The sequence below is a fragment of the Pseudomonas sp. BLCC-B112 genome (assembly GCF_028550695.1).
GTDB lineage: Bacteria > Pseudomonadota > Gammaproteobacteria > Pseudomonadales > Pseudomonadaceae > Aquipseudomonas > Aquipseudomonas danubii.
Genome location: NZ_JAQQGK010000011.1, coordinates 111,543 through 133,639 on the forward strand (window position 1 = coordinate 111,543; position 22,097 = coordinate 133,639).

Consider the following 22,097-nt stretch of genomic DNA (forward strand, 5'->3'; position numbering starts at 1 on the left):
ATGAGCGAAGAAAATACGTACGACTCGACCAGCATCAAGGTGCTGAAAGGTTTGGATGCCGTACGCAAACGTCCCGGTATGTACATTGGCGACACCGATGACGGCAGCGGTCTGCACCACATGGTGTTCGAGGTGGTCGACAACTCCATCGACGAAGCGCTGGCCGGTCATTGCGACGACATCAGCATCATCATCCACCCGGATGAATCCATCACCGTTCGCGACAACGGTCGCGGTATCCCGGTAGATGTGCATAAAGAAGAAGGCGTCTCGGCGGCAGAGGTCATCATGACCGTGCTCCACGCCGGCGGTAAGTTCGACGATAACTCCTACAAGGTATCCGGCGGTCTGCACGGCGTAGGTGTATCGGTAGTGAACGCCCTGTCCGAAGAGCTGATCCTCACTGTGCGCCGCAGCGGCAAGATCTGGGAACAGACCTATGTCCACGGTGTTCCGCAAGAGCGGATGAAGATCGTTGGCGACAGCGAAACCACCGGTACCCAGATCCACTTCAAGCCTTCGGCTGAAACCTTCAAGAACATCCACTTCAGCTGGGACGTCCTGGCCAAGCGGATTCGTGAACTGTCCTTCCTCAACTCTGGTGTCGGCATCATCCTCAAGGATGAGCGCAGCGGCAAGGAAGAGCTGTTCAAGTACGAAGGTGGCCTGCGGGCGTTTGTTGAATACCTGAACACCAACAAGACAGCGGTCAACCAGGTGTTCCACTTCAACGTCCAGCGTGAAGACGGCATTGGCGTGGAAATCGCTCTGCAGTGGAACGACAGCTTCAACGAGAACCTGTTGTGCTTCACCAACAACATTCCTCAGCGCGACGGCGGCACCCACCTGGTGGGCTTCCGTTCGGCCCTGACCCGTAACCTGAACACCTACATCGAAGCCGAAGGCCTGGCCAAGAAGCACAAGGTTGCCACCACCGGTGACGACGCTCGTGAAGGCCTGACCGCGATCATCTCGGTGAAGGTGCCGGACCCTAAGTTTAGCTCCCAGACCAAGGACAAGCTGGTGTCTTCCGAAGTGAAGACCGCTGTCGAACAGGAAATGGGCAAGTACTTCTCCGACTTCCTGCTGGAAAACCCCAACGAAGCCAAGTTGGTGGTGGGCAAGATGATCGACGCTGCTCGTGCTCGTGAAGCGGCGCGTAAAGCCCGTGAAATGACCCGTCGTAAAGGCGCGCTGGATATCGCCGGCCTGCCGGGCAAACTGGCGGACTGCCAGGAAAAGGACCCTGCCCTGTCCGAACTCTACCTGGTGGAAGGTGACTCTGCTGGCGGTTCCGCCAAGCAGGGACGCAACCGCAAGACCCAGGCGATCCTGCCGCTCAAGGGCAAGATCCTCAACGTCGAGAAGGCGCGCTTTGACAAGATGATCTCCTCGCAAGAGGTCGGCACCTTGATCACCGCGCTGGGCTGCGGCATCGGCCGCGAAGAGTACAACATCGACAAGCTGCGTTATCACAACATCATCATCATGACCGATGCTGACGTTGACGGTTCGCACATCCGTACCCTGCTGCTGACCTTCTTCTTCCGTCAGTTACCGGAGCTGATCGAGCGCGGCTACATCTACATCGCCCAGCCGCCGCTGTACAAGGTCAAGAAAGGCAAGCAAGAGCAGTACATCAAAGACGACGAGGCCATGGAAGACTACATGACCCAGTCGGCTCTGGAAGATGCCAGCCTGCACCTGAACGACGAAGCTCCAGGGATCTCCGGCGAGGCGCTGGAGCGCCTGGTCAACGATTTCCGCATGGTGATGAAGACCCTCAAGCGCCTGTCGCGCCTGTACCCGCAGGAACTGACCGAGCACTTCATCTACCTGCCGGCCGTGACCATGGAGCAACTGTCCGATCACGCCGCCATGCAGGATTGGCTGGCCAAGTACGACGCCCGCCTGCGCACCTCCGAGAAGTCGGGCCTGGTCTACAAGGCCAGCCTGCGGGAAGACCGTGAGCGTAATGTCTGGCTGCCAGAGGTCGAGCTGATCTCCCACGGCCTGTCCAACTACGTCACCTTCAACCGCGACTTCTTCGGCAGCAACGACTACAAGACCGTCGTTTCCCTGGGCGCTCAACTGAGCACCCTGCTGGACGAAGGCGCGTATGTGCAGCGCGGCGAACGCAAGAAAGCGGTCACCGAGTTCAAGGAAGCCCTGGACTGGCTGATGGCGGAAAGCACCAAGCGCCACACCATCCAGCGATACAAAGGTCTGGGCGAGATGAACCCTGACCAACTGTGGGAAACCACCATGGACCCAAGCATGCGCCGCATGCTTAAGGTGACCATCGAAGACGCCATCGGCGCCGACCAGATCTTCAACACCCTGATGGGTGATGCGGTCGAGCCACGTCGCGACTTCATCGAAAGCAACGCCCTGGCGGTGTCCAACCTGGACTTCTGATCCAGGGACACAGCTGAAAATAAAAAGGCCGACGCTTGCGTTGGCCTTTTTTATTGGCAGATTGTTCAATCCCTCATCCATAACGATTTACGTTTTTATCCGGACAAGGCAGTCATGGCGAATGCTCAAGAAAATCATTGAAGATGAATATGCCGGTAATCGTTGCCACACCCATGAGTGGTTGAACCCCGACTCGACGCAGGTGCTGTCCGCGCTCAACCGCCTGGACGGAAAGGCTTTCAGCTCGACGGTTTTTTTCTTCAGCGACGAGACCCTGATGCATATCGGGGGCGGTGCGGCCGATCAGTATGTGGTCTTTATTGCCCAGGACGTCGACCAATCGTTGCAGACCCTGCTCAGCGCAGACAGTCCTGACGATCAGCGGGTTGAATTGGTCGCGGGCGGCCAGTCCGGCAGTTACCCTCGGTATCAGTGTGTGGTTAAAGAGCGAGCGAGACAGGCCCTGGCTTATTTCTCGGCCTATGGCTCGGCTGATCCCGATCTGGCCTGGGAAGTGGAAGGCTAACTGGACAGTAAGGACGTTGACCTTGGCAGGTACAAGCAGCCACCTATGCGATGAAGCACGCTTCCCCATCGCCTGGCGTTTCAATGCCGCAGATTGTGGTCTGGGTGCTGACGACAAACAGCGCGTTGTGCTGTTTGATCAGGCAGAGTCACAGGTGCTGTGGGACCGATTCATTCTAGTGCCCAGTCTGATCACTGGGCTGCCCAACCTGTTTCAATGCCATGAAAAAACCACGCTGGATTTTGCCCAGCGCGGTGAGTCGTCATTGTTCTTCGAGCGGCGGCTGGGCCCGGCCAGGCTCTTTTCACCCTTTTTTTAAAACAGCAATCGCTCGGAAATTTGTTATGGATGATGAAAACCAGGAAATATCGATCCGGGTTGTTGCGGGGCAGAACAGCCACGGCCCGGTCTATGAGCCGCTGCATGTCCGGCGGCTCGATGAGGACAGTTACGAGATTCTCTACTCACCGGGGCTGACGCTGAACCTGGCCAAGGGCGACATCATTTCGATCAAGGACCCCCAGGCCCCCGCCGTGGTGCTCAAGCGAGGTGGCAACTTCTGCATCCACATTTATGCGGATCACATTCCTGAAGAACATATCGTTGCCCTGGCGGCGGATGTGGCGAGCGAATTGGGCGGGATGCTCGACGGGCGCTACAAGGGCAATCTGACACTGTCGGTGCCGGCGCGAAACGGCATGGACAACATCGCCCGGTTCTTCAACCGCTTCCGCGAGACCACGGGCATCGAGTGGTACTACGCCAACATCTATAAAAACCTCGATGACACCGATGACGAGACCTTGCTCAATTGGTGGCTGGAGCAATGAACGAAAGACAGCAGCTTATCTGTGAGCGCTACGATCTAGCCCCCCAGGCACCGGAGCCGATGATTGCACTGGCCACCGGTTCCCTGGCGCAGTCGCCCATCTATGGTACCCGGGTCGAGTTGCCGGAGAACGGCACGATCAGTTGGTTTATCCACTGCGGCGAACATTCCACAGCCGTGGATTTCTACCAGCCGCTGTGCGCCGAGCATCTGCACGAGCTGCTGCCGGAGGTGATCGATTACCTGTATCTGCCGAGCGGGACGCGTTTCATCATCGACCGCGTCGGCTATGAAGATGTCTGGCAGGACCCGCAGTGATTTCAAGCCGCTTTTGACGGCAAGCAGTCAGTTGCCCTGCTCGTCAGGCGACGCGACACTTTCCAGCCGGTAGCCGTAACCGTAGATCGTCAGCAACTGCCAGCCACGGTCCGCGGTCAGTCCGAGCTTGTTGCGCAGACGGTAGATGTGGGTATCCAGGGGCCGCGAGGAAATGATTTCCTCGTGGGTCCAGAACCGTTCGTACAGGTACTCCCGGGACAGCGGCCGGCCCAGGTTGGCGAACAGGCAGCGGGCCAGGCGGTATTCGCGCTCGGTCAGGCTGATGGGGGCACCGGCACGAGTGACGGTCAGTTCGGCGTCATCGAAACTCAAGTCATTGAAGGTCAGGACCTCCTCGCTGTTGCTGCGCTGCAGGCCGTGGCGGCGCAGCACTGCGTTGACCCGGGCCTTGAGTTCGTTGGGACGAAAAGGCTTGCTCAGGTAGTCATCGGCGCCGGTGTTCAGGGCCTGGACGATATCGCTCTCGGCATCACGGCTGGTGAGCATGATGGCCGCCGGAGGCGAGTCCATGTGCTCGCGGGTCCAGCGCAGCAACGACAGACCGCTGAGGTCCGGTACTTGCCAGTCGAGAATCAGCAGGTCGAAGGTTTCCCGCCGGAGTTGGCGTAGCAGGTCTTCGCCCCGTTCGAAGCGATGCAGGGACCAGGCGGCTTCACCGGGGCCGGGAATTTCTCGCAGTGTCTGTTCCACCCGTGCCAGTTCTGCGGGTTCGTCATCCAGTATCGCGACACGCATGCCAGGCAGTTCCTTATGGTTCGAAGAGCACCTGAGACGCAGATCCAGCGGCTTCAGGCTGGGGGAAGTTTAGGTGCCTTGGCTGATTCTGAACAATTATGGCGAATTGCTCTTGAGCCCCTGCTCCCTCGGTACGCTGATATCAAATAGCCGGTAAGGCACCTGGAGCACGGGTGCCTGGGGGGCTATCGCAGCAGCACGATACCGGCTCGCTCAAGCAAGGAAAAGAACCATGGGGAACATGTTCAGCAAAGGCCAGGTCGCGTTGGTCAGAATGTTCAGCGGCGATGATCCGCTGCGCCTGGTCAGTTTGATGCTGGCGGCTTATCTGGGGATCAGTGCCAACGTCTTGCCGTCGCCATCCGCTTCCTGCTGTGAGGCGGCCAAGGCCGAGGTTTACTCGACACTGGCCTCGCCCGACAGCCATGAAACCCGCCTGACCCTGGATGCCGAACCGGTACTGGGCAGAACAGCCCTGCCTGCGGATTGGCAGGCACCTGCACCACGCTGGGTCTTTTAGCAGGCGGGGCGATGATTCTGAACAAATATTGCAAATCCGTCGCAGCCTCTCGGCCAGCGTTACATTGCTCCTCGCTGAGTGGCACACGGGGGCACCTGGAAGTGCTCCGACACAGGGAGTGTCAACCGCCAGGCTGGCGGCACAACGCGCGCTTGCGTGCGTCGTTGAAGGGGAATACAGGGAGTGCCTCCTCAGGACTTTGGGCCGGGCGACCTGTCGCCTCGGTTCCGACACAGGGACGTGTCACTTTCTTCGCTCCCTGTGCGCTTCCCTCCCGGTTCCGACTCGTCCTCTCTCCTCTGGGCGACGCCGCGCAGCGTCCGGCTTTCTGCCCACGCGCTGCCTCAGGTATGGTGCGTAGGATTTCGCCGTGGTTTTCCCAAAGGCTCAAAGCATATTCATGAATGACCTCTGCCCTTCTCCGTCCATTGGCCGGTTGCAGGTGGCGTGCGCCGCATTGCTGCTAGCGGGTCTGATCCTGCCATCGTGCGCCGTGCAGGCTGCCCCGCAACGCCTTCCCTATATAGATGACAACCAGCAATGCCGTGGCCAGCCCTTGCCGGCTACCGTCGAGCATCTGACGGGTGATGCCTGGAAACTGGATGCCAAGGGCCGCGAGGTGGCCCTGGAAGAAGGCATGAGCATCGATGAGAAAGAAGGGGTGAAAACTTCGCCATCGGCTTTCGTCAGCCTGTCCCTTGGGGATGGTTCGCGAGTGGTGTTGCCCTCCAGTTCCCAGATCACCCTGCAACTCAATACGCAATACAGCATTCCTCAGGTGGTCCTGGAACAGGGCCAGATCGAGTCCTATGTGATCAAGCGCAACAGCGACCACGACCGCTTCCAGATCGTGACCCCCGTGGGCGTGTTGGGGGTACGAGGGACTCATTTCCGGGTGCGTAATGACGATCAGCAATCCCTGGTGGAGGTGCTCAACGGCCAGGTGGCGGTGAGCCGCGAAGACGAGCCGCCGAGCAAGGCTGCTCGACGTTCCGGCAAGCGCGTTGTGGATAAACCTGCAGGTCCGCGGCCAGGGGAAGTCCAGGTCATGGCGCGCCAGGGTTTGCGCATTCAGAAGCAGGGCGAGCTCAAACCAGTGGAACTGCTGGCCGCGCCCCGGCTGCTGGGGCAGGCCGGACAAACCGGCGCCCTGCCCGTCTGGCAGCTGATCCTGCAACCTTTGCCGGGTGCCCGTCGCTATCGGGCACAGGTGGCCACCGACAAGGGTTTCCTCAACATCAAGCAAGAACAGTTCTCCAGCACCCCGGAAGTGAACTTCACTGGCCTGAAGGCGTTTTTCTATCATGTACGGCTCTCGGCGTTCGACGAGCATGGCCTGGAAGGAGAAACCGGGGTCTATGACATCTTCTACTACCCCAGGACCACTCGTGTTCAATAACCCGTCGGCGGGCCGCCGATGAGTCTCTGGAAGCAAAGGGCCAACGGCCGTGAACCGACCCAGGCCCAGCGCCTGTTTCGCCGCCTGGTACGTGAATGGTTGTGGGTTGGCCTGATTCTTCTGCCCCTGACTGCCTTACTGTCCCTGAGCCACGGCCTGGCTTTGAACAACCTGTTCTATGACAACCTGCGACGTTTTACCCCGCTGCCGGTAGACCCGCGCATTCTGTTGGTGACCATCGACGACTACAGCCTGCAGCAACTGGGACGCTGGCCCTGGCCACGGGCGCTCCATGGACAGTTGCTGGACCGGCTGACGGACGCCAAGGTCAAAGGCGTGCTGTTCGATGTGATCCTCAGCGAACCCGGCAGCACTGTAGAAAACGACACGCAGTTGGCCGCCGCCCTGTGTCGCTCCGGCACGGTGTTCCTGCCGGTGCTGCGCGAGGGGGTTGCTCGCTATGGCCAGGACCTGGAGGAGATCCCACCGGTGTCGGTGTTGCGCCACTGTGCTCGGGGCCTGGGGCATATCAATGCGCAAGCGGATGCCGACGGCACCGTGCGCAGCGTCTACCTGCGCGAAGGTCCGCAGCAGGCACCGCGGGCGCAACTGACCTGGTTGCTCTATCAGCTCACCGAAGCCGATCCGCTGTCGTCGCTGATGCCGGGCCCCGCGACTGCGCAGATCAGCAGGGGCTGGCTGCGAGCCAACCCGGTACGTATTGCCTTTATCGACAAGGCGGCGGGCTTTCCCAGCGTGCCCTATGTCAGCGTGCTGCGTGGCGAGGTGCCTGCCGAGTTGCTGCGTGACCGGCTGATCCTGGTGGGGTCCACCGCCCCGGGGCTGGGCGACCGTTATGTCACCCCGCAATCCGGCAGCCAGGGCACCACCCCGGGCGTGGAGATCCAGGCCAACCTGCTCAATGGCCTGTTGCAGCATCGCAGCATCGTCGCCCTGGGCCAGTGGCCGGGGATGCTGTGGTCCATGGCCCTGACCGCAGCCTTGCTCGGATTGTTGCTGTGGCGTCCGCGCCACGCCTTGTGGATAACCCTGGGCTGCATGGGCCTGGCCCTGTTGGGATCGGTGCTGATGCTGCGCTTGGGCTACTGGTGGTCGCCGGTGGCCAGCCTGCTGGGCATGCTGCTGGCGTACCTGATCTGGAACTGGCGTCGGCTCAGCGTGATCCTGGCCTATTTCGGTTGGGAGCTGGAGCGCCTGGACAACGAGCCCAAGGTGTTGCCGGAGCGCCGTCGTGGCCAGACCCCCGCCGGTGATGTGCTGCAAGGGCAGATCGTTGCCCTGGAACAGGCCCTGAGCCGGACCCGGGATACCCGGCGCTTTATCGCCGACGGCTTGGAGTACTTGCCGGTGGCGACCCTGATCAGCGACCCGGACGGCAAGATTCTGCTGGCCAATCGCAATGCCCGGGAAGTGTTCGCCCACTCACTGGTCGGGCAGCCCTTGATCGCGCAATTGGCCGCCCTGGGCTATCCGGGCCTGACGGAACCTGCGCTGTATCCCAGGCTTGAGCAACTGACGGTGCTGGAGTTTCGCGACATTCAGCAACGCAGCCTGCGCATGGAACTGGCGCCGCTGCTGCCGGTGGACAGTGACAACGCCATCGGTTGGTTGTTGAGCCTCACCGACCTCAGCGTCGAGCGGGACGCCGAACAGCAACGGGGCGTATTGCTGCGTTTTCTTTCCCATGACCTGCGCACGCCCCATTCGGCGATCCTTGCGCTGCTGGACGTGCAGAGCCGCCAGCCATCGCCGCCCAGGCAGGTCTACAGCCAGATCGAGCAGCAGGTGCGTCGAGCCCTGGGGCTGACCGAGGCATTCGTGCAATTGGCCAAGGCCGAGTCGGAGGCCTATCAGTTTGCGCCGAGCATGTTTGCCATGCTGGTCCTGGACGCCTTCGACCAGGCCACGACCCTGGCCCAGTTGAAGCATATCCACCTGGTGCACGACCTGGATGAGGAAGGCGAGAGCATGGTCCTGGCGGATCAGCCGCTGCTGACCCGGGCCCTGTTCAATCTGCTGGAAAACGCCATCAAGTACAGCCCGGCGAATTCCACCGTCAATGTTCGGGTGAGCTGTGCCGAGGGCTGGCTGCGTTGCGAAATCATCGACCAGGGCCGGGGCATTGCGGCCCAGGAACTGCCCCTGTTGTTTGGTCAGTACCAGCGGTTTGCCTCGGCCAAGGGCATCGACGGCCTGGGCCTGGGACTGTCCATGGTCAAGGCGGTGGTGGACCGGCATCAAGGGCGGATCAGCTGCCGCAGCGAGGTGGGCCAGGGTTCCTGTTTCATCCTTGAGCTGCCCTTGTTGGAGGAATAAGGGCGCGGGGATATTCCAGGCGAAAAAAAACCGGCATCAAGGCCGGTTTTTTTGGCTGCGGTAAAACTTATGCACGTTTTTCCACATTTTATGAGCTTGGGAAATATACATATAAATCAGTGATTTATAGGTCGATTTCAGCCGTTGTACGAATAGTCGTACACAGGTTATCCACAGAAGCTCATACAGCAACCTTATCCGTGGAAGTCGCCAATGGTGGCAATGAGCCCATATCTCGCTGGGCCTGTTCATTCCAGGCGGCAACCCGGTCGTTGAGCTCGGCGATGGCGCGTGGGCCGCTGCCTTCGGCGTACATCGGCGCGCCAATGGTCACGGTGATGGTACCGGGCCGCTTGGCCCAACCGGTCTTCGGCCAGAACTTGCCGGCGTTGTGGGCCACTGGCAGCACCGGCAGGTCGGCGTTTACCGCCAGGGCACTGCCACTGCGGGAGAACTTGCCGACGGTGCCATAGGGCACGCGAGTGCCTTCCGGAAAGATCAGCACCCAGACATTGTCCTTGAGCAGTTCGTCGCCCTTGCTCGCCACTTGCTTGAGGGCCGCCTTGGGGTTGTCGCGGTCGATGGCGATGGGGCGCAGCATGGCCATGGCCCAGCCGAAGAACGGCACATACAGCAACTCACGCTTGAGGACCTGGCTCAGAGGCTCGAAGTAGGCCGAGAGGAAGAAGGTCTCCCAGGTGCTCTGGTGATTGGAGACGATCACGCAGGGCCGCTCGGGGACGTTTTCAGCGCCCTTCACTTCCACGCGAATGTTCAGAAATACCTTGGTCAGCCACAGCGCGCAGCGACACCAGTAGACGTTGATAAAGCGGTAGCGCGCCTTGAAGGGCAGGAACGGCGCGATAAAAAAGCTCAGGGAGCACCACAGCAAGGAACTGGTGCCCAACAGCAGGTAAAAGAAGAAGGTTCTGATGGCCTGCAGGATCGACATAGCGGCATTTACCATTGCGGGCATGCCCGCCTGTTAAAAAGCGCTCTCCCGAACAGTCCTTGGTCAGGATGCCAGAAGGGGCCTAATTGTGGATAAGTTCAGCGGCAACGGCCGCCAGGTCGTCAAAAATCAAGGTGCCTACCGGCAGGGTTTTCCCCAGGGTCTTTTCGCCTTTCCCGGTCTTTACCAATACTGGCTGAGAGTCGACGGCTTTTGCGGCCTCCAGGTCACCGAGACTGTCACCGACAAACCATAGACCTGTCAGTTCTGCCTGGTAATGCTCGGCAATGGTCCGCAGCATGCCCGGTTTCGGTTTGCGACAGGCGCACCCTTCGTCGGGGCCGTGGGGACAATAGACGATCAGCCCGACCTCGCCGCCCTGCTCCGCCACCAGCTCGCGCAGGCGCGCATGCATGGCGTCGAGGGTGGCCAGGTCGTAGTAGCCGCGAGCGATGCCGGACTGGTTGGTGGCGACCGCCACCGTCCAGCCGGCCTTGCTCAACTGCGCAATGGCTTCGATCGAGCCGGGGATTGGAATCCACTCCTGCACCGATTTGATGTAGGCATCGGAGTCGTGATTGATCACGCCGTCACGGTCGAGTATCAGCAGTTTCACAGCAGTTCCTTACCTGATCAGCTCAGTACCGAAATGTCCGCCACACCCAGGAACAGGCCCCGCAGACGCGCCAGCAGCGCATAGCGGTTGGCCCGCACCTTGGCGTCCTCGGCATTGACCATCACCGCCTCGAAGAAGGCGTCCACCGGCTCGCGCAGGGCGGCCAGGCGGGCCAGGGTCTCGCTATACTGACGCGCCGCGGCCATCGGCTGTACAGCCTGGTCCGCCTGCTGGATTGCCGAGTACAGGGAGAACTCGTTGGCGTTGTCGAAGTACTTGGCTTCGACGGTGGTCGGCACATTGCCTTCGATCTTGCTCAGCAGGTTCGACACGCGCTTGTTCACCGCGGCCAGGGCGGCAGCTTCCGGCAACTTGCGGAAGGCCTGCACGGCTTGCACGCGCTGGTCGAAGTCCAGGGCCGAGCCCGGCTTCAGGGCACGTACCGACAGGTAGGTGGCCACATCCACGCCTTCGTCTTCGTAACGGGCACGCAGGCGGTCGAAGATGAACTCCAGCACCTGGTCGGCCAGGCCGGCGGCCTTGACCTTGCTGCCGAAGGCGCTGACGGCGAAGGCCACGGCGTCGTTCAGGTCGAGGTCGAACTTCTTCTCGATGAGGATACGCAGCACGCCCAGGGCCGCGCGACGCAGGGCGTAGGGGTCCTTGCTGCCGGTGGGCAGCATGCCAATGCCGAAGATCCCCACCAGGGTGTCCAGCTTGTCGGCGATGGCCACGGCGGCACCGGTCACGGTGCTTGGCAGCTCGGCGCCGGCGCCACGCGGCATGTACTGCTCGTTGAGGGCCAGGGCCACGTCTTCCGGCTCGCCGTCATTGAGGGCGTAGTAGTAGCCGGCGATGCCTTGCATCTCCGGGAACTCGCCGACCATTTCGGTGGCCAGGTCGCACTTGGACAGCAGGCCGGCACGGGCGGCGCGCTGGGCGTCGCCGCCAATGCGCGGGGCAATGAAGGCGGCCAGCTTGGAAATCCGCTCGGCCTTGTCGTAGACGCTGCCGAGTTTTTCTTGGAACACTACGTTTTGCAGGCGCAGGTTGAAGTCTTCGAGCTTCTGCTTCTTGTCCTGCTTGAAGAAGAACTCGGCGTCGGTCAGGCGTGGGCGCACGACTTTCTCGTTGCCCTCGATGATCTGGCGCGGGTCCTTGCTCTCGATGTTGGCCACGGTGATGAAGCGCGGCAGCAGCTTGCCGTCCACGTCCAGCAGGCAGAAGTACTTCTGGTTGTCCTGCATGGTGGTGATCAGGGCTTCCTGGGGCACTTCGAGGAAACGTTCCTCGAACGAGCACACCAGTGGCACTGGCCATTCCACCAGGGCGGTCACTTCGTCCAGCAGGTCCGCCGGGACGATCGCCGTGCCTTCCTGCAGGGTCGCCAGTTCCGCGGTGCGCTTGCTGATCAGCTCGCGGCGCTCGTTGGCGTCGGCCAGCACGTAGGCGGCACGCAGGTCGGCCAGGTAGTTGGCCGGCGAGGTGATGCGCACGCTTTGCGGGTGGTGGAAGCGGTGACCACGGGAGTCGCGACCGGCCTTCTGGGCCAGGATGGTGCAGTCGATGACGTCGTCACCCAGCAGCATCACCAGCCATTGGGTCGGACGCACGAACTCTTCCTTGCGCGCGGCCCAGCGCATGCGCTTGGGAATCGGCAGGTCGTTCAGGGAATCTTCGACGATGGTCGGCAGCAGGCTGGCGGTCGGCTTGCCCTTGATGCTCTGGCTGTAGCGCAGTTTCGGGCCGCTCTGGTCGATCTCGCTGAGTTCGACGCCGCACTTCTTGGCAAAACCCAGGGCCGCCTGGGTCGGGTTGCCTTCAGCATCGAAGGCCGCCTGGCGTGGTGGGCCGTCGAGGTTGATGCTGCGATCCGGCTGCTGGGTGTCCAGCTGGGTGATCAGTACCGCCAGGCGCCGTGGCGCGGCGTAGACATGCTTGGCCTGAAAGCTCAGGCCGGCGCTCTGCAGGCCTTTCTCGATGCCGGCCAGGAAGGCTTCGGCCAGGGTGTTCAGGGCTTTGGGTGGCAGTTCTTCAGTGCCCAGTTCAACCAGAAAATCTTGCGCACTCATTGTGCCGCCTCCAACTTAGCCAACACTTCATCACGCAGGTCCGGGGTCGCCATGGGGAAGCCCAGCTTGGCGCGAGCCAGCAGGTAGGCTTGCGCCACGGAACGCGCCAGGGTGCGCACACGCAGGATGTACTGCTGACGCGCAGTCACCGAGATCGCCCGGCGTGCATCCAGCAGGTTGAAGGTGTGCGAGGCCTTGAGGACCATTTCATAGCTCGGCAGCGGCAGCGGCTGATCCAGCTCGATCAGGCGCTTGGCCTCGCTTTCGTAGAAATCGAACAGTTCGAACAGCTTCTCGACGTTGGCGTGTTCGAAGTTGTAGGTCGACTGCTCCACTTCGTTCTGGTGGAACACATCGCCATAGGTGACCTTGCCGAACGGGCCGTCGGCCCAGACCAGGTCGTACACCGAGTCCACGCCCTGCAGGTACATGGCCAGGCGTTCCAGGCCGTAGGTGATTTCGCCGGTCACCGGGTAGCACTCGATGCCACCGGCCTGCTGGAAGTAGGTGAACTGAGTCACTTCCATGCCGTTGAGCCAGACTTCCCAGCCCAGGCCCCAGGCGCCCAGGGTCGGCGATTCCCAGTTGTCCTCGACGAAGCGGATGTCGTGCACCAGCGGGTCCAGGCCCACGTGCTTCAGGGAACCCAGGTACAGCTCCTGGAAGTTCTCCGGGTTGGGCTTCAAGACCACCTGGAACTGATAGTAGTGCTGCAGGCGGTTGGGGTTTTCGCCGTAGCGGCCGTCAGTCGGGCGACGACTGGGCTGCACATAAGCGGCGTTCCAGGTTTCCGGGCCAATGGCCCGCAGGAATGTGGCGGTGTGGAAAGTGCCGGCGCCTACTTCCATATCGTAGGGCTGAAGTACCACACAACCTTGCTCGGCCCAGTACTGCTGGAGGGCGAGGATCAAGTCTTGGAAGGTACGCACGGCTGGCGTAGGCTGGCTCACGAAATTCACCTGTTACTTGGGCTGCGATTTAAGGAGCGGGAGTATACCCGATTCAGTCCTGCGCACGCCCCCTGGAGCCTTATGCCACGCTGCTTTTGGTGTTCCGACGATCCGCTGTACATGGCTTATCACGATCAGGAGTGGGGCGTGCCGCTGCGCGATGGGCAGCGTCTGTTCGAGTTGTTATTGCTCGAAGGGTTCCAGGCCGGGCTGTCCTGGATCACCGTGCTGAAGAAGCGCGAGCGCTATCGCCAGGTGCTGTTCGACTTCGATGTGCAGCGCGTGGCGCAGATGAGCGACGCCGAGATCGAGGACCTGATGCAGGACCCCGGCATCATCCGCAACCGCCTCAAGCTCAACGCCGCCCGGCGCAATGCCCAGGCCTGGCTGGAGCTGGAAGACCCGGTGGCCTTTCTCTGGTCCTTCGTCGGTGGTGTGCCCAAGATCAATCATTTCCGGGACCGCAGCGAAGTGCCGGCGGTGACCCCGGAGGCCGAAGCCATGAGCCGCGGCCTGCAGAAAGCCGGTTTCACCTTCGTCGGCCCGACCATCTGCTACGCGCTGATGCAGGCTTCGGGCATGGTCATGGATCACACCCGCGACTGTGATCGTTACGCCATCCTCTCCAACGCGCGGTTAGAATAGCCGGCTCGCGACACGCTTCAGACCGACAGATCAGGAGTCATTTGTGGATAAGTTCAAAGGCGCCCTGCTGGTGGGCGCTCTGCGGTTGTTTGCCCTGCTGCCCTGGCGCGCGGTGCAGGCGGTCGGCGCGGCCATCGGCTGGATCATGTGGAAGACCCCCAATCGCTCCCGCGACGTGGTGCGCATCAACCTGGCCAAATGTTTTCCACAGATGGACCCCGCCGAGCGCGAGCGTCTGGTGGGACAGAGCCTGAAAGACATCGGCAAGTCCCTGACCGAAAGCGCTTGCGCCTGGATCTGGCCGGCGGAGCGCTCCATTGCTCTGGTGCGGGAGGTCGAGGGCCTGGACGTACTCAAGGACGCCCTGGCCTCGGGCAAGGGCGTGGTCGGCATCACCAGCCACCTGGGCAACTGGGAAGTGCTCAACCACTTCTATTGCAGCCAGTGCAAACCGATCATTTTCTATCGTCCGCCCAAGCTCAAGGCCGTGGACGAGCTGCTGCGCAAGCAGCGGGTGCAACTGGGCAACCGCGTGGCCGCCTCCACCAAGGAAGGCATCCTCAGCGTCATCAAGGAAGTGCGCAAAGGCGGTGCGGTGGGCATTCCCGCCGACCCGGAACCGGCCGAATCCGCCGGGATCTTCGTGCCCTTCTTCGCCACCCAGGCGCTGACCAGCAAGTTCGTGCCGAACATGCTGGCCGGCGGCAAGGCCGTGGGGGTGTTCCTTCACGCCCTGCGCCTGCCGGATGGTTCGGGCTACAAGGTGATCCTCGAAGCGGCCCCGGACGACATGTACAGCACCGACACCGAAACCTCCTGTGCGGCCATGAGCAAGGTGGTCGAACGCTATGTCGGGGCTTACCCGAGCCAGTACATGTGGAGCATGAAACGCTTCAAGAAGCGCCCGCCGGGTGAGGCACGCTGGTACTGACCGAGCTGGCACGATCTGTGGATAACTTCGCGTAGGGCGTTATCCACAGCACACACAACAAGGGCGCAGAAGATGTCCGAGCACCGCAAGTCGTTTCGCATCAAGATTTCCCACGAGAGCATTGGCGAATGCCTGGGGCAGACTCGCAACCTGTCTGCCAGTGGCGTCTATGTGCAAAGCCCGGTCCTGGCGCAGTTGCCCAAGGGCGCGGTGGTCTATGGCCAGGTGCAGGGCTTGCCGGCGGCGGCGCCCAGGGTGCGCATGGAAGTGGTCCAGGCGGACGCGGAAGGGATCGCCCTGCGCTACCTGTGAAATCGTCCTGTAGCCGCTGCCGAGCCCGCGAGGCTGGGAAAAGGACCGAAGGGCCTTGCTTGGCGATCTCCAGCCGAACCTGTGTCGTCTCAAGATCTTTGCGTCCCTGCGGGCCGTTCGCAGCCTTCGGCAGCGGCTACAGGGGATAGAGGTCAGCCTTGAGACTGGCGATCGAGTTTTTTCAGGAACACGGTCATTTCCTTTTCTGCCTGTTTGTCGCCATGCCCCCGGGCCGCTTCCAGGCCCTGTTCCCAGGCCTGACGCGCCGCCGCCAGGTCGCCCTGTCCCTGGCAAGCCTTGCCCAGCAGCTTCCAGGCCGCCGAATACTTGGGATCGAAACTCACGCAGTGCTGCAGGTGCTCGGCGGCCTTGGCGAAATCGCCCTGGTCCAGATAGCCCTTGCCCAGGCCAAAGCGCAGCAAGGCGTTATCCACACCCTTGGCGAGCATTTTTTCCAGCGATTCAAGCATCGTTGTCACTCCTGTGGGCTCATGTAGCCGCTGCCGCAGGCTGCGCAAGGGCAGCGCCTGCGGTGCAGTCGATCGCAGCCTGCGGCAGCGGCTACACAGTGGTTGATCAGAAGAAGCTCAGGCCGACGTGGAACAGTTTCTCCACGTCGCGAATGTGCTTTTTATCCACAAGGAACAGGATCACGTGGTCGCCGGCTTCGATCACCGTGTCGTCGTGGGCGATCAGCACTTCTTCATCGCGAATGATCGCGCCGATGGTGGTGCCCGGCGGCAAGCCGATGCTCTCGATGGCGCGGCCGATCACCTTGCTCGACTTGGCGTCGCCGTGGGCGATGGCCTCGATGGCTTCCGCCGCGCCACGGCGCAGGGAGTGCACGCTGACGATATCGCCGCGGCGCACGTGGGCCAGCAGGGTGCCGATGGTGGCCAGTTGCGGGCTGATGGCAATGTCGATATCGCCGCCCTGGATCAGGTCGACATAGGCCGGGTTGTTGATGATGGTCATGACCTTCTTCGCCCCCAGGCGCTTGGCCAGCAGCGAGGACATGATGTTGGCCTCGTCGTCGTTGGTCAGGGCCAGGAAGATATCGGCGTCGGCGATGTTCTCTTCCAGCAGCAGATCGCGGTCCGAGGCGCTGCCCTGCAGCACCACGGTGCTGTCCAGGGTGTCGGACAGGTAGCGGCAGCGGGCCGGGTTCATCTCGATGATCTTCACCTGATAGCGGCTTTCGATGGCCTCGGCCAGGCGCTCGCCGATCTGCCCGCCACCGGCGATGACGATGCGCTTGTAGGACTCTTCCAGGCGGCGCATCTCGCTCATCACCGCGCGGATGTGGGCCTTGGCAGCGATGAAGAACACTTCGTCGTCGGCCTCGATCACCGTATCGCCCTTGGGCATGATCGGCCGGTCGCGACGGAAGATCGCCGCCACCCGGGTATCGACATTGGGCATGTGCTCGCGCAGCTGGCGCAGTTGCTGGCCCACCAGCGGCCCGCCGTAATAGGCCTTGACCGCCACCAGTTGCGCCTTGCCTTCGGCGAAGTCGATCACCTGCAGGGCGCCGGGGTGTTCGATCAAACGCTTGATGTAGTTGGTGACCACCTGCTCGGGGCTGATCAGCACGTCCACCGGGATCGCGTCGTTGTCGAACAGCCCGGCGCGGGTCAGGTAGGCGGCTTCGCGCACCCGGGCGATCTTGGTCGGGGTGTGGAACAGGGTGTGGGCGACCTGGCAGGCAACCATGTTGGTCTCGTCGCTGTTGGTCACCGCCACCAGCATGTCGGCGTCGTCGGCGCCGGCCTGGCGCAGCACCGTCGGGAACGAGGCGCGGCCCTGCACGGTGCGGATGTCCAGGCGGTCGCCGAGGTCGCGCAGGCGTTCGCCGTCGGTGTCGACCACGGTGATGTCGTTGGCTTCGCTGGCCAGGTGTTCCGCCAGCGTGCCACCCACTTGCCCGGCGCCGAGGATGATGATTTTCATCCAGTCACTCCCTTAAAACCGTTTAGCCGCGAGCTGCGGCGATCTTGATCAGTTTGGCGTAATAGAAGCCGTCGTGGCCGCCCTCTTGTGCCAGCAACTGGCGTCCGTGGGGCTGCTTGAGGCCGGCCGCAGGCTGCCCCAGTTGGCCGCCGATGTCCAACTCACGAGCTCCCGGGGTGCGGGACAGGAAGGCCTCGATCACTTCGGTGTTCTCGGTGGGCAGGGTCGAGCAGGTGGCGTAGAGCAGGATGCCGCCCACTTCCAGGGTCTGCCACAGGGCGTCCAGCAGTTCGCCTTGCAATTGCGCCAGGGCGGCGATGTCTTCGGCTTGGCGAGTGAGTTTGATATCCGGGTGGCGACGAATCACCCCGGTGGCCGAGCAGGGAGCGTCCAGCAGGATGCGCTGGAACGGCTGGCCGTCCCACCAGGCCTGGGTATCCCGGCCGTCGGCGGCAATCAGCTGGGCATCGAGCCCCAGGCGGTCGAGGTTTTCTCGCACTCGCACCAGGCGCTTGGCTTCCAGGTCCACCGCCACCACGCCAGCCAATTGCGGCTGCACTTCGAGGATGTGGCAGGTCTTGCCGCCCGGGGCGCAGCAGGCATCCAGCACCCGTTGCCCCGGGGCCAGTTCCAGCAGATCGGCAGCCAGTTGCGCGGCTTCGTCCTGGACGCTGACCCAGCCTTCGGCAAAGCCCGGCAGGCTGCGCACATCACCGGCTTCGTCGAGGACGATGCCGTCCTGGCTGTAGACGCAGGCCTTGGCCGCAACCCCCGCTTGGCTCAACAGCTTCAGGTAGGCATCCCGGGAGTGATGACGGCGATTGACCCGCAGGATCATCGGCGGGTGAGCGTTGTTGGCGGCGCAGATGGCTTCCCATTGCTCGGGCCAGAAGGCCTTGAGGGACTTCTGCAGCCAGCGTGGGTGGGCGGTGCGCACCACCGGATCATGTTCCAGCTCGGCCAACAGGGCCTCGCTTTCACGCTGGGCGCGGCGCAGCACGGCGTTGAGCAGAGCCTTGGCCCAGGGCTTTTTCAACTTGTCGGCGCAGCCCACGGTTTCGCCGATGGCGGCGTGGGCCGGCACCCGGGTGTAGAGCAACTGATAGAGACCCACCAGCAACAGCGCCTCGACATCGGCATCGGCGGCCTTGAACGGCTTCTGCAGCAGCTTGGCCGCCAGCGCCGACAACCGCGGCTGCCAGCGTGCGGTACCGAACGCCAGGTCCTGGGTGAAGCCGCGATCACGGACCTCGACCTTGTCCAGCTGGACCGGCAGCGAGCTGTTGAGCGAGGCCTTGCCGTTGAGGACCGCGGTCAGGGCCTTGGCGGCGGCCAGGCGCGGGTTCATTGGGCGTCCGCCGTCTGGCCGAGGACGGTGCCGATGGCGAATTTCTCGCGGCGGCTGTTGAACAGGTCGCTGAAGTTCAGCGCTTTGCCCCCGGGCAGTTGCAGACGGGTCAGGCACAGCGCCTGTTCACCGCAGGCGACGATCAGGCCGTCCTTGCTGGCGCCGATGATCTCGCCCGGGGCGCCACGGCCTTCGGCCAGGGTGGCTGCCAGGACTTTCAGGGCTTCGCCATTGAGGGTGCTGTGGCAGATCGGCCAGGGATTGAAGGCCCGGACCAGGCGCTCCAGCTCCACGGCCGGGCGATTCCAGTCGATGCGCGCTTCATCCTTGTTCAGCTTGTGGGCGTAGGTCGCCAGGCTGTCGTCCTGGATTTCGCCTTCCAGGGTGCCGGCGGCCAGGCCTTCGATGGCTTGCAGCACTGCCGGCGGGCCCAGCTCGGCCAGGCGGTCGTGCAGACTGCCGCCGGTGTCCTGGGCGCTGATTGGGGTGCTGACCTTGAGCAGCATCGGCCCGGTGTCCAGGCCGGCTTCCATGCGCATCACGGTCACGCCGCTGGCCTCGTCGCCGGCTTCTACGGCGCGCTGGATCGGCGCGGCACCGCGCCAGCGCGGCAGCAGGGAGGCGTGGCTGTTGATGCAGCCAAGACGCGGAATATCCAGCACCACTTGAGGCAGGATCAGGCCGTAGGCCACCACCACCATCAGGTCCGGCTTGAGCGCCGCCAGCTCGGCCTGGGCCTCGGCATTGCGTAGGGTGGGCTGTTGCAGCACCGGGATCTGGTGCTCCAGGGCCAGCTGTTTGACCGGGCTTGGCATCAGCTTCTGCCCGCGCCCCGCCGGACGGTCCGGCTGGGTGTAGACCGCGACAATCTGGTGAGGGCTGTCGAGCAGGGCCTTGAGGTGTTCGGCGGCGAATTCGGGGGTGCCGGCAAAGACGATGCGCAGTGGCTCAGTCATGGGAATTCTCGATGTTAAACATTCGGAAAAGAAAAAGGCTTGCCGTGCAGGCTGTGTGAAAACTGCTGCGTTCGGCAAGACTGCGTTAAAAACAGGCTCGGAATGCTCATTTAGGGGCCTAAACTCCGCTTCCTCGCCTGTTTTTGCCTTGTCTTGCTCTCACTCGCGACGTTTTCACTCAGCCTGCTTGGCAAGCCTTTGCAAGACGGTCATCAAGCCTGCTGGCGATGCTGCTTTTCCAGCTTCTTCTTGATCCGGTCACGCTTGAGCGTGGACAGGTAGTCGACGAACAGCTTGCCGTTGAGGTGGTCGCATTCGTGCTGGATGCACACCGCCAGCAAACCTTCGGCGATCAGCTCATAGGGCTGGCCGTCGCGGTCCAGGGCCTTGATCTTGACGCGCTGCGGACGGTCGACGTTCTCGTAGAAACCCGGCACCGAAAGGCAGCCTTCCTGATACTGGTCCATCTCGTCGGTCAGGGCTTCGAACTCGGGGTTGATGAATACCCGGGGCTCGCTGCGATCTTCGGACAGGTCCATGACCACGACGCGTTTGTGCACGTTGACCTGGGTCGCCGCCAGACCAATGCCTGGGGCCTCATACATTGTTTCAAACATGTCATCGACCAACTGACGCACTTCGTCGTCCACTACGGCCACGGGTTTGGCGATAGTGCGCAGGCGCGAATCGGGGAATTCGAGGATGTTTAAAATGGCCATAAGCGTAATTGCTACACGTGTGAAGTAAGGGCGGAGTCGGCGTCCTGGCAGGTCCTGGACCTGGGCCGCCGATGCAAAACGTGCTCTGCAAAGGAGCGAGCCGCGCAGGCTCTGGCGTTTTACGCGAACGCACATAATAAAGGGATTCAGCCCCTGAGGAAATGTCTGTTCGCCCTGCTGCTATTGGGCTGGACCGCCATCGGTCGGACCTGCAAGCGGCTGCGTCAGGCCTGATTGGCGTGCTTGCGGTTGGCTGCACGGGTGGTTGGGCAGAGCAAGACCGACCTCGGCAGGGCATCTCCCTGGCGCAGCAGGAAACCTTTCCTCAACAAGTTACCAACAGACTTATCCACAGCTTGTTCCGGCTTTCGCCGGACCGATGACGATCAAGGATGATCCATGTCGCACTCGATCAGTGCCGCCATTTCCCCCGCGGAACTGGAAGCCCGTTTACGTTTGCATGGCCTGCCCGCCCTGGGCGCCATGCGCTTTGGGCGTTTGCTCCAGGCCTTCGGTTCAGCCTCCAAGGCCCTCAGTGCTCCGGCCAGCGCCTGGCACTCCCTGGGTCTGCCGACGGCCTGTACCGATGCCCGGCGCAGTGTCGAAGTCCGGGAAGGCGCCCGCCGCGCACTGGCCTGGATAGACAACCAGGCCCAGCATTTGCTGATGTGGGACCAGCCCGACTATCCCCCGCTGCTGGCGCAATTGGAGGATGCGCCACCGCTGTTGTTCGTGGCCGGCGATCCGTCGATTCTTCAACGACCGCAGCTGGCGCTGGTGGGCAGCCGTCGGGCTTCGCGTCCGGGACTGGACACGGCCGCGGCGTTTTCCCGGAGTCTGGCCGCCGCCGGATTCGTGATCACCAGCGGCCTGGCCCTGGGGATCGATGGCGCTGCGCACCAGGCGGCCCTGGACGTGGGTGGGCGTACCGTGGGGGTGTTGGGCACGGGCCTGGAAAAATGTTATCCACAGCGGCATCGGGCCTTGGCCAGGGCGATGATCGAGCAGGGCAGCGCAGTGATTTCCGAGTTCCCCCTGGACACTGGCCCACGTCCGGAGCACTTCCCCCGGCGCAACCGGATCATCAGTGGCTTGTCCCTGGGGGTGCTGGTGGTGGAAGCCAGTGTCGCCAGCGGCTCGCTGATCACCGCCCGCCTGGCGGCCGAGCAAGGCCGCGAGGTGTACGCGATCCCCGGTTCGATTCATCACCCCGGTGCCCGGGGGTGTCATCAACTGATCCGTGATGGCGCGGTGCTGGTGGAAAGCGTGCAGCACATCCTGGAAACCCTGAGAGGTTGGCAACACCTGCCACCGCCTGCCGCCGCGCCGCTGGAGGCCAGCGAGCATCCGCTGTTGGCGCTGCTTCAGGCGGCCCCCCACAGCAGCGAGGCCCTGGCGCTTGCCAGCGGCTGGTCCCTGCCCCGGGTGCTGGCGGCACTGACCGAGCTGGAAATCGAGGCGCGGGCCGTCAACGAAAACGGCCGCTGGTTTGCGCGTCTGAGCTAGGTTTTATAGGCAGGATCGGTAAACTGCGCACAGCTTT

At 62.5% G+C, this 22,097-nt stretch carries 22 protein-coding genes; 12 read left to right on the forward strand and 10 right to left on the reverse strand.

The genetic code is table 11. The annotated features are described in order from the left end of the window. The 5 genes from gyrB to PQT43_RS26065 all read left to right on the forward strand — a co-directional run bounded on the left by gyrB (position 1) and on the right by PQT43_RS26065 (position 4,091). Positions 1–2,418, forward strand: coding sequence for a DNA topoisomerase (ATP-hydrolyzing) subunit B (gene gyrB, locus PQT43_RS26045; protein WP_110594153.1), 2,418 nt, complete (start codon positions 1–3; stop codon positions 2,416–2,418). 121 nt (positions 2,419–2,539) lie between these two features. After that, the gene (locus PQT43_RS26050; protein ID WP_110594152.1) at positions 2,540–2,944 is read left to right on the forward strand and encodes an Imm1 family immunity protein; all 405 of its coding nucleotides are present in this window, start codon (positions 2,540–2,542) and stop codon (positions 2,942–2,944) included. A gap of 22 nt (positions 2,945–2,966) precedes the next feature. Then, a complete protein-coding gene (locus PQT43_RS26055) occupies positions 2,967–3,263 on the forward strand; it encodes a hypothetical protein (RefSeq protein ID WP_272755013.1) in 297 nt (98 codons plus the stop codon). Positions 3,264–3,288: 25 nt separating this feature from the next. Beyond that, complete coding sequence (locus PQT43_RS26060; protein ID WP_102862428.1) at positions 3,289–3,774, forward strand: DUF4265 domain-containing protein; 486 nt, start codon at positions 3,289–3,291, stop codon at positions 3,772–3,774. After that, entirely contained in the window at positions 3,771–4,091 is a 321-nt protein-coding gene (locus tag PQT43_RS26065; RefSeq protein WP_272755014.1) for an immunity protein Imm33 domain-containing protein, read from the forward strand. The genes PQT43_RS26060 and PQT43_RS26065 overlap by 4 nt, the downstream gene beginning before the upstream one ends. Before the next feature lie 27 nt (positions 4,092–4,118). On the opposite strand, the gene PQT43_RS26070 is transcribed toward PQT43_RS26065, so the two are convergent. After that, a complete protein-coding gene (locus PQT43_RS26070; RefSeq protein WP_102881402.1) occupies positions 4,119–4,847 on the reverse strand; it encodes a response regulator transcription factor in 729 nt (242 codons plus the stop codon). 232 nt (positions 4,848–5,079) lie between these two features. Between PQT43_RS26070 and PQT43_RS26075 the strand changes: the two genes are divergently transcribed. The 3 genes from PQT43_RS26075 (at position 5,080) to PQT43_RS26085 (ending at position 9,103) form a co-directional block, all read left to right on the forward strand. After that, positions 5,080–5,367, forward strand: coding sequence for a hypothetical protein (locus PQT43_RS26075; protein ID WP_110594148.1), 288 nt, complete (start codon positions 5,080–5,082; stop codon positions 5,365–5,367). Between the two features lie 400 nt (positions 5,368–5,767). Beyond that, the gene (locus PQT43_RS26080; RefSeq protein WP_102881404.1) at positions 5,768–6,766 is read left to right on the forward strand and encodes a FecR family protein; all 999 of its coding nucleotides are present in this window, start codon (positions 5,768–5,770) and stop codon (positions 6,764–6,766) included. Between the two features lie 18 nt (positions 6,767–6,784). Beyond that, complete coding sequence (locus tag PQT43_RS26085) at positions 6,785–9,103, forward strand: CHASE2 and HATPase_c domain-containing protein (RefSeq protein WP_272755016.1); 2,319 nt, start codon at positions 6,785–6,787, stop codon at positions 9,101–9,103. 181 nt (positions 9,104–9,284) lie between these two features. On the opposite strand, the gene PQT43_RS26090 is transcribed toward PQT43_RS26085, so the two are convergent. The 4 genes from PQT43_RS26090 to glyQ all read right to left on the reverse strand — a co-directional run bounded on the left by PQT43_RS26090 (position 9,285) and on the right by glyQ (position 13,693). Then, a complete protein-coding gene (locus tag PQT43_RS26090; protein ID WP_102881406.1) occupies positions 9,285–10,055 on the reverse strand; it encodes a lysophospholipid acyltransferase family protein in 771 nt (256 codons plus the stop codon). Between the two features lie 82 nt (positions 10,056–10,137). Continuing rightward, positions 10,138–10,671, reverse strand: coding sequence for a D-glycero-beta-D-manno-heptose 1,7-bisphosphate 7-phosphatase (gene gmhB / locus PQT43_RS26095; protein ID WP_092318060.1), 534 nt, complete (start codon positions 10,669–10,671; stop codon positions 10,138–10,140). 17 nt (positions 10,672–10,688) lie between these two features. Further along, a complete protein-coding gene (glyS, locus tag PQT43_RS26100) occupies positions 10,689–12,743 on the reverse strand; it encodes a glycine--tRNA ligase subunit beta (RefSeq protein ID WP_102881407.1) in 2,055 nt (684 codons plus the stop codon). After that, the gene (glyQ, locus tag PQT43_RS26105) at positions 12,740–13,693 is read right to left on the reverse strand and encodes a glycine--tRNA ligase subunit alpha (protein WP_003177094.1); all 954 of its coding nucleotides are present in this window, start codon (positions 13,691–13,693) and stop codon (positions 12,740–12,742) included. The genes glyS and glyQ overlap by 4 nt, the downstream gene beginning before the upstream one ends. 81 nt (positions 13,694–13,774) lie before the next feature. On the opposite strand from glyQ, the gene PQT43_RS26110 reads away from it, so the two are divergent. The 3 genes from PQT43_RS26110 to PQT43_RS26120 all read left to right on the forward strand — a co-directional run bounded on the left by PQT43_RS26110 (position 13,775) and on the right by PQT43_RS26120 (position 15,581). Next, a complete protein-coding gene (locus tag PQT43_RS26110; protein ID WP_272755024.1) occupies positions 13,775–14,338 on the forward strand; it encodes a DNA-3-methyladenine glycosylase I in 564 nt (187 codons plus the stop codon). Positions 14,339–14,381: 43 nt separating this feature from the next. Then, positions 14,382–15,269 carry a lysophospholipid acyltransferase gene (locus PQT43_RS26115; RefSeq protein ID WP_102881409.1) on the forward strand — a complete coding sequence of 296 codons (888 nt, stop codon included), beginning with the start codon at positions 14,382–14,384 and terminating at the stop codon, positions 15,267–15,269. Between the two features lie 72 nt (positions 15,270–15,341). After that, positions 15,342–15,581, forward strand: coding sequence for a PilZ domain-containing protein (locus PQT43_RS26120; protein ID WP_092318073.1), 240 nt, complete (start codon positions 15,342–15,344; stop codon positions 15,579–15,581). Between the two features lie 152 nt (positions 15,582–15,733). Here PQT43_RS26120 and PQT43_RS26125 read toward each other — a convergent pair whose 3' ends face one another. From PQT43_RS26125 to def, 5 genes are all read right to left on the reverse strand, one after another. Continuing rightward, positions 15,734–16,051: a tetratricopeptide repeat protein gene (locus PQT43_RS26125; RefSeq protein WP_170001370.1), complete on the reverse strand. Its 318-nt coding sequence runs from the start codon at positions 16,049–16,051 to the stop codon at positions 15,734–15,736. Positions 16,052–16,157: 106 nt separating this feature from the next. Beyond that, positions 16,158–17,531: a Trk system potassium transporter TrkA gene (gene trkA / locus PQT43_RS26130; RefSeq protein ID WP_102862439.1), complete on the reverse strand. Its 1,374-nt coding sequence runs from the start codon at positions 17,529–17,531 to the stop codon at positions 16,158–16,160. A gap of 22 nt (positions 17,532–17,553) precedes the next feature. After that, the gene (gene rsmB / locus PQT43_RS26135) at positions 17,554–18,879 is read right to left on the reverse strand and encodes a 16S rRNA (cytosine(967)-C(5))-methyltransferase RsmB (protein WP_110594144.1); all 1,326 of its coding nucleotides are present in this window, start codon (positions 18,877–18,879) and stop codon (positions 17,554–17,556) included. Next, a complete protein-coding gene (fmt, locus tag PQT43_RS26140) occupies positions 18,876–19,835 on the reverse strand; it encodes a methionyl-tRNA formyltransferase (protein WP_267269164.1) in 960 nt (319 codons plus the stop codon). The genes rsmB and fmt overlap by 4 nt, the downstream gene beginning before the upstream one ends. A 212-nt stretch (positions 19,836–20,047) precedes the next feature. Then, on the reverse strand, positions 20,048–20,554 hold the full coding sequence (def, locus tag PQT43_RS26145; RefSeq protein WP_102862442.1) for a peptide deformylase: 507 nt from the start codon (positions 20,552–20,554) through the stop codon (positions 20,048–20,050). 399 nt (positions 20,555–20,953) lie between these two features. On the opposite strand from def, the gene dprA reads away from it, so the two are divergent. Continuing rightward, entirely contained in the window at positions 20,954–22,060 is a 1,107-nt protein-coding gene (gene dprA / locus PQT43_RS26150; RefSeq protein WP_102881413.1) for a DNA-processing protein DprA, read from the forward strand. Positions 22,061–22,097: the final 37 nt, after the last annotated feature.